This window comes from Brasilonema sp. UFV-L1 (assembly GCF_012912105.1).
Classification (GTDB): Bacteria; Cyanobacteriota; Cyanobacteriia; order Cyanobacteriales; family Nostocaceae; genus Brasilonema.
The window spans coordinates 43,122-50,717 of record NZ_QMEA01000035.1 but is presented as its reverse complement, the minus strand read 5'-3'; the positions used below and the strand labels follow the sequence as shown (position 1 = coordinate 50,717).

6 protein-coding genes are annotated in these 7,596 nt (G+C 42.3%); 3 read left to right on the top strand and 3 right to left on the bottom strand.

The annotated features are described in order from the left end of the window. A partial coding sequence (locus tag DP117_RS12685) for a glycosyltransferase family 39 protein (protein WP_169218664.1) occupies positions 1-1,177 on the bottom strand: 1,177 nt, incomplete at its 3' end. Positions 1,178-1,367: 190 nt separating this feature from the next. Then, the gene (locus DP117_RS12680) at positions 1,368-1,967 is read right to left on the bottom strand and encodes a hypothetical protein (protein WP_169218663.1); all 600 of its coding nucleotides are present in this window, start codon (positions 1,965-1,967) and stop codon (positions 1,368-1,370) included. Positions 1,968-2,533: 566 nt separating this feature from the next. On the opposite strand from DP117_RS12680, the gene DP117_RS12675 reads away from it, so the two are divergent. Both DP117_RS12675 and DP117_RS12670 read left to right on the top strand, forming a co-directional pair. After that, positions 2,534-2,866 (top strand): DUF565 domain-containing protein, encoded by a 333-nt coding sequence (locus DP117_RS12675; protein ID WP_169218662.1) that lies wholly within the window; start codon positions 2,534-2,536, stop codon positions 2,864-2,866. A 181-nt stretch (positions 2,867-3,047) separates the two neighbouring features. Next, positions 3,048-3,866 (top strand): glycerate kinase, encoded by an 819-nt coding sequence (locus tag DP117_RS12670; RefSeq protein WP_169218661.1) that lies wholly within the window; start codon positions 3,048-3,050, stop codon positions 3,864-3,866. 9 nt (positions 3,867-3,875) lie between these two features. On the opposite strand, the gene DP117_RS12665 is transcribed toward DP117_RS12670, so the two are convergent. Next, complete coding sequence (locus DP117_RS12665; RefSeq protein WP_169218660.1) at positions 3,876-4,520, bottom strand: hypothetical protein; 645 nt, start codon at positions 4,518-4,520, stop codon at positions 3,876-3,878. Positions 4,521-4,945: 425 nt separating this feature from the next. On the opposite strand from DP117_RS12665, the gene clpB reads away from it, so the two are divergent. After that, complete coding sequence (clpB, locus tag DP117_RS12660; protein ID WP_169218659.1) at positions 4,946-7,564, top strand: ATP-dependent chaperone ClpB; 2,619 nt, start codon at positions 4,946-4,948, stop codon at positions 7,562-7,564. Positions 7,565-7,596: the final 32 nt, after the last annotated feature.

Below are 7,596 nucleotides of genomic sequence, written 5' to 3'. Positions count from 1 at the left end.
CTACAGCCCCCAACCCCAGAGGGGACCCCTTGCCCCCTACTCTCCTTAGTCTCGCTCCCTTGAGCAAGTCACCCCATAACAAAGCTACCAAAATAGCTGCTGCTGGCATTAAGGGCAATACGTAGCTAGGAAGTTTAGTGACAGCAATCGTGAAGAAGCCAAAAACACCAACAAACCAGACAAAGGCAAATAACCCAAGTTGACTAGAGCGTTCTTGCGATCGCCAGTAGTTTCGCTGCCAAAATTTCAGCTTTGCCATTGCCAAAGGCAAGTATACTGAGTATGGTGCAAAACCTAGTAACACAACTAAAAAATAAAAATACCAAGGTGCTGAGTGACGATTGACAACACTTGTAAAACGTTCAAGATTGTGATATCCAAAAAACGAATTAATATAATTTTCGCCATTGCGCCAAATAACTAATAAATACCAAGGTACCGATAAGCACAAGGTAATCAGCAAACCTGTAAGGGGACGCATTTCGCGTAAAACTGTTTTTGCATTTCCTAAATAAAGCAAAAATAGACCGATAATCAGCGCAGGTAAAACAATTCCCACTGGTCCTTTGGTTAAAATTGCACCCGCAATCAGAATATAAAAAGCTAAATACCACCGTGCTTTCACATCTGAGTCCGAAGGTTGGGCATAGCCGAGAAAAAAGCACAATAAAGCCGAGTCCATACAGCCCACGAGCAACATATCAGAAACGCCCGTTCTCCCCCAGACAATCATTTGTGGACTCAGTGCCATAATAGCGGCTCCTAAAGCAGCAGTTAACCAGCGTCGAGTCGGACGAATCCTTTGCTTTAGGTAATCTTCTCTTGCAAAATGCCACTGTATGGTGTAAAATGCCAAACTAATTAGACCCATAGCAGCAAGCGCCGAAGGTAAACGCACTGCCCATTCATTGACTCCAAAAATCCAGTAGGCGATCGCCTGACACCAATAAATTAAAGCCGGTTTATCAAAACGAGTTTCGCCGTTGAAAAACGGAGTAATCCAGTCACCTGTAACAAACATCTGGCGCGAGGCTTCAGCAAACAGAGGCTCTGTCTCATCAATCAAGCCAATACTGCCCAAATGCCAAAAAAACGCCACTCCACCAATCAAAACTAACCATAAAATCGACAGAGTGACAATGAGAAATGGACGTTTGCCTATATAGTCCTTAATCATTAGTGAGTACTAATAGAATCAAATAAATCAACAATAGTCTAAATGCGAAATTAATCAAGATGACTGTGGCTCAGCTTTTGGGTTCCAGATCATCAAGACTACACGCTCTGGGTTCGCTACTTGACGCCAGTCCACTTAAGTTGGGAGACAAGTCTCCCACAGTAGCTCACTCATGACTAAAGACTAAAGACTAAGGACTAAGAATAAGTTGCCATTCTTTGTTTTGGGAATTCCAACTTGGTAAAGAAGTTTCTCCAACAACATATGGACCCCAGTAGCGACGGGAACCATCCTGTGCAAAGGCAACTAAAATATCTCCCTTTTGCAGTTCTAACTGACCGTTAGGCAAAGCTAGAATCAGCCCTTTCTCATTACCTTCTTGTGGAGCAAAATCCCAGTGTGCTGGGACAGCATCTTTAGTTTGTCCAGAGGAAGAGCCTTTGTTTAGAGAACGCCGCGACAATAGAGCAAGGCGCACAGGTTGATTGGTTTGATTGCTCATCCTTAAAGTTCCTGGATTCGCTGCTTTCCCACTTGATCCTTGTTGAGATGTCATAACGTTACGGTTGATCTTCCTACTGCTGCTTTCGACTTGAGAACTTTTTACGGATACTGAGGAAGCTGGTGACGCTGTACTCTGTTCCTGTTGTGTCTGAATAGGCAGTAGAGAAGATGGTTCTGGTTCCGTTGACTCAAAGGATACACTCGTCTGACGGCATCCCATTGGTAGAAAGAGCACTCCTAATGGAAAACCTACCAGAACAGCGTAATGATACACTGGCGGCTTCATGGTGATATATTATATTAATAAGTATTTTTGTGTAGCGTTGACAAAGTTACAGCCTAGTTCTAACAGTACAAAGAGTCAGAATGGACCGGAGGCGGAGCGGCTGGTGGCTCCGCTGCGTCCCGCTCCGCGCTCCAGGAGCAAAGCCACGCTTACGCTCCGCCAAGGAGTCAGAATTCAGGAGAAAGAAATGATTTTCCCGCCCGGATTTTAACTTCTTTCTAATAGTTATTTCTGTTGTGCTGTACTGGGGGCAATCTCAAGAAAGTTGCCCACCTAAGGCTGTTTGGGAACTAGTGCGTGAAATATATCATGTAGCTTGTTTGAGCAAAACAGCAGTGCTGTTGCTCACAACGAAGAAAAGTATATATTTTGTATGGTTGCTGAAAATCCAAAAGATACCCACAATACTATTTAAGCAAGCATACGCTATGCCAGATATCCTCCATAGATAAATATGTCATGATTTCTTGACTATACCTTTAAAGCAGGTAGGAAAATGCCAAAATTCATAATGCCTCTTGCAGCACCACTTTCCCACAACTCCAGTTATTGCGGAAGTTCCATTCATGCAAAACACACGTCTAAACAACTTATTGAGTACGATCGCATTGCGCTTGAGGCTATGGTTTTTCAATCCTTGGCGACGGTTGTCAGTTCTGATCATTAGTTTTTTGTTCGGCTTTTTTCTGGGAAGCGCAGTAGCAACGACAGCTGGACAAACTGCTGAATGGGACATTGTGATTGCTGGGTTTCTAGTGGTCTTGACAGATATTAGTAGTAGAATATTTTATGGTCGTAGCATACGAGAGCGACAAGCGCTTTGGGTAGAATCTCTTAATATCCTTAAAATTGGTCTGACCTACAGTCTGTTTCTAGAAGCGTTCAAACTTGGCTCGTGAAGAGAGATGGGGAGACCTCCTGCGGAGGAATTCAAAATTCAAAATTCAAAATTCAAAAAAAGATTCTTTAATGCGTGAATTTTGAGATTGCTTCGCGTGGAAGAAGTATTTTCTCCCCTAACTCTCCCAACTCTGTGAGGTGACTTCTGACTTCTGATTTCTGACTCCTGACTTCTAATTCATGACTAATAATAATTTGTGCTTATCTTTAGCAAAAGAACTGGTATCTGATCGCCAACAGTTAGGGCGTCCTCTCATACAAGGTATTCTAGGAGGACAAGGAACGGGCAAAACGACAATGTGTAACCTTTTGTCCCAAACTCTCACACAATTGGGATATCGCACTCTGAGTCTATCTTTAGATGACTTGTACAAAACATATGATGAGCGATTAGCATTAAAACAGAAAGACCCGCGCTTAATTTGGCGTGGTCCTCCAGGAACACACGATGTAGAATTAGGTTTAAAAGTACTGCGCCAGATCCGCGAGTGCAAAACTCCTGTTACAGTCCCCCGCTTTGATAAATCTCTCCATTCGGGCGCTGGCGATCGAACAACTCCGGAAATCGTGGAGAATGTGGATATTGTCTTGTTTGAAGGTTGGTTTGTAGGTGTACGACCAATTGATCCTACTGTGTTTGATACCGCACCGCCGCCAATTCTTACAGATGAGGATAAAAGGTTTGCCCGTGAGATGAATAGCAAACTCGGCAACTACCTTCCACTATGGGAGCTGTTGGATAACCTGATTTTGCTGTATCCTAAAGATTATCGACTTTCTTTAGAGTGGCGCAAACAGGCAGAACGGCAAATGATTGCTGCTGAACAATCAGGAATGAGTGAACAAGAGGTGGAGCAATTTGTGTACTACTTTTGGCGTTCTCTCCACCCAGAACTGTTCATCAATCCGTTAGTGAAATCTCCGACTTTTGTTGATTTAGTGATTTCAGTCAATACTGACCATTCATTTGGTGAAGTTTATCGCCCAAAAAATGTTTAGATTCGATTTTTAATTTGCCACAGGCTTTTGATAAAAATGAAATGTATGCTTGTATTCTGTATTGGGTACTAGGTATTCAGCAGTGGATAAAGGTTCAAAAAAGTAGTCTTCAAATTTCTTTAAATTATCACACTCGGTAGTCACAGAAATAGGTCTATACTGAGGTACATTATTCCACCCAAAGACTAAAATACCTCCTTGACGAAGAGCATTAAAGCATTGATGAAATGACTCTTCAGTATCCTCTTTGGTGTTGATTCCGTGTCCAAAAACCCCATTATAAATGAGCACATCGAAATAACCACTTTCTATGTGACGACTCAAATTCAAGAAACTGTCAACAATATGTCTTTGCGAGCCGTATCTTTTCTTCCATTCCTCAATTTCTATTGTCCAGTATTCCTTGTTTTTAAATAACTTTCGATAAGGTTTGGTGTACCAATCGCACCCAATAAAAAGTATTTTGTGATATTCAGAACGGGAGACAAAGTAAGGAATAATCACATCTTCTAAAACGAGGCGATCTGGAGAATTGAGATACAAATCAAATCCACGAAACCGAGCAACTGAAAGTTGATAGAAAAAGTATCTGATTCTACCCGTAAGTTTACGAGCGAATACCGTTGGTTTCCAAATCGCTTCTGTTTGTGCCATTATCTTTAAACTTATATAAAGGATAAAAGCTCATCTTAAATATAATAAGAAAAAAGGATAGAGCTTTTGATTGTTTGACAAAGTGAGATTTGTCACTCAATACTATAAGTATTTTTATTGAAAAACAAGTGCTCTTATTTAAGAAATGTTTAACTCTTTTTTAACGTACTCCACAAAATTCAAGAGTTTGTCACTTCTACCCTCCTCTATCCTCCCGACTTGAGGTGTAACACAGAGACACGGAAATGTCTATATCTATCTATAGAAGATGAGGTTTTTGGCGGTAATACGACTCTAGAAAGACGTGAAGACCGATCCAGTGACTAGCTCCCCTCTTTTTACAATGGCGATATAGAAACAAACTATACACTTGTTCTATCCGCGCATGCGCGTGTACTTAGAGTCATTCACTCTTATGTAAGTCTATGCAACCAACTAATCCAAACCAATTTACAGAAAAAGCCTGGGAAGCGATCGCCCACACACCAGATATTGCTAAACAATATCAACATCAGCAGATTGAAAGTGAACACCTGATGAAAGCACTGTTGGAACAAGAAGGACTAGCCAATGGTACTTTTACTAAAGCAGGTGTGAATCTGCAAAAACTGCGCGAACGCGCTGAACAATTTATCCAAAATCAGCCCAAAGTTTCTGGTAGCAGCAGTTCTGTCTACTTAGGACGCAGCTTGGATACTCTTTTAGACCGCGCTGACGGTTATCGTAAAGAGTTGCAAGATGAGTATATATCTATTGAACATCTGTTGCTGGGTTACGCAAAAGATGATCGTTTTGGCAAAAAGTTGTACCAAGAATTTGGGTTAGACGAAAGTAAGCTTAAAAATATTATTAAACAAATTCGTGGGAGCCAAAAAGTGACCGACCAAAATCCAGAAGGTAAATACCAATCACTGGAGAAATATGGACGCGACCTGACAGAAGCTGCCCGTCAAGGTAAACTTGACCCAGTGATTGGACGTGATGATGAAATTCGCCGCACTATTCAAATTCTTTCGCGTCGTACCAAGAATAATCCTGTGCTGATTGGTGAACCAGGCGTTGGTAAAACTGCGATCGCCGAAGGACTCGCCCAACGTATTATAGCTGGAGATGTACCCCAGTCTCTCAAAGACCGCAAACTCATCGCTTTAGATATGGGTGCTTTGATTGCGGGAGCAAAATTCCGAGGTGAATTTGAAGAACGCCTAAAAGCAGTCTTAAAAGAAGTTACCGAGTCGAACGGTAGTATAGTTTTATTTATTGATGAAATTCATACCGTTGTCGGTGCTGGTGCGACTCAAGGCGCAATGGATGCTGGTAACTTGTTAAAGCCGATGTTGGCGCGGGGTGAACTGCGCTGTATTGGTGCGACAACTTTAGACGAGTACCGTAAGTATATTGAAAAAGACGCTGCTTTGGAAAGACGCTTCCAACAGGTTTATGTCGATCAACCCAGCGTGGAAGATACCATTTCCATTTTGCGCGGTTTGAAAGAACGGTATGAAGTTCATCACGGGGTGAAAATTTCTGATAGTTCTTTAGTTGCAGCTGCGACATTATCTAGTCGATATATTAGCGATCGCTTTTTACCAGACAAAGCAATTGACTTGGTAGACGAAGCTGCAGCTAGACTAAAAATGGAGATTACCTCCAAACCCGAAGAACTCGACGAAATTGACCGTAAGATTCTGCAACTAGAAATGGAAAAGCTGTCGCTGCAAAAAGAAAGCGATCCAGCATCCAGAGAACGTCTAGAAAGACTAGACAAGGAACTTGCAGATTTTAAAGAAGAACAAAGAGCACTGAGTGTTCAATGGCAGTCTGAAAAAGATATTATCACCAAAATTCAGTCTGTCAAAGAAGAGATTGACCGCGTGAACTTGGAAATTCAGCAAGCAGAACGCGATTATGACCTCAACCGTGCTGCTGAGTTAAAATACGGCAAGTTAACAAGTTTGCATCGCGATTTGGAAGCAGTGGAAACTGAACTTGCTCAAGCACAACGCACTGGAAAATCTTTATTACGTGAGGAAGTCACTGAAGCTGACATTGCGGAAGTCATTTCTAAGTGGACAGGGATTCCGATCAGCAAGCTGGTAGAATCAGAAAAAGAAAAACTACTGCACTTAGAAGATGAACTGCATCATCGCGTGATTGGACAACAAGAAGCAGTCACAGCTGTCGCAGATGCAATTCAGCGTTCTCGTGCTGGACTCGCTGATCCGAATCGTCCTACAGCAAGCTTTGTTTTCCTTGGTCCTACAGGTGTAGGTAAAACAGAACTTGGGAAAGCTTTAGCTGCGTATATGTTCGACACCGAAGAAGCACTGGTGCGGATAGATATGTCCGAGTACATGGAGAAACACGCCGTTTCCAGACTTATCGGTGCGCCTCCGGGATACGTGGGTTACGATGAAGGCGGACAACTGACTGAAGCAATTCGTCGTCGTCCTTACGCGGTGATTTTGTTCGACGAAATCGAAAAAGCCCATCCAGATGTCTTTAACATTTTCCTGCAAATTCTTGATGATGGTCGAGTCACTGATGCTCAAGGTCATACAGTAGACTTCAAGAATACTATCATCATCATGACCAGCAACATCGGTTCGCAATATATCTTAGATGTGTCAGGAGATGACTCACGCTATGATGAAATGCGTCATCGAGTGATGGAGGCGATGCGAAATAGCTTCCGTCCAGAGTTTCTCAATCGTATTGATGAAGTTATCATCTTCCACAGTTTGCAGAAACAACAATTGCGTCAGATTGTACTATTGCAATTGGATAGATTGCGGCAAAGATTGAGCGATCGCAAGATGTCTCTCAAACTTTCCGATGCTGCTCTTGACTTTTTGGTCGAAGTAGGGTATGATCCTGTGTTTGGGGCGCGTCCCCTAAAGCGAGCAATTCAACGTGAGTTAGAGACTCAAATTGCTAAAGCTATCTTGCGTGGGGAATTCAATGATGGGGATACCATCTTTGTGGATATTGAGAATGAGCGTCTTTCCTTCAAGCGCTTACCTGTGGAGATATTCACAAGCTAATTTGTAGAGATGATTTCGTGCAAATACGCAGA

Bases quoted from the DNA above. Each gene is read 5' to 3' on its own strand.
- DP117_RS12675 (WP_169218662.1), top strand. From the start codon at position 2,534: ATGCAAAACACACGTCTAAACAACTTATTGAGTACGATCGCATTGCGC.
- DP117_RS12665 (WP_169218660.1), bottom strand. From the start codon at position 4,520: ATGGCACAAACAGAAGCGATTTGGAAACCAACGGTATTCGCTCGTAAA.
- DP117_RS12680 (WP_169218663.1), bottom strand. From the start codon at position 1,967: ATGAAGCCGCCAGTGTATCATTACGCTGTTCTGGTAGGTTTTCCATTA.
- clpB (WP_169218659.1), top strand. From the start codon at position 4,946: ATGCAACCAACTAATCCAAACCAATTTACAGAAAAAGCCTGGGAAGCG.
- DP117_RS12670 (WP_169218661.1), top strand. From the start codon at position 3,048: ATGACTAATAATAATTTGTGCTTATCTTTAGCAAAAGAACTGGTATCT.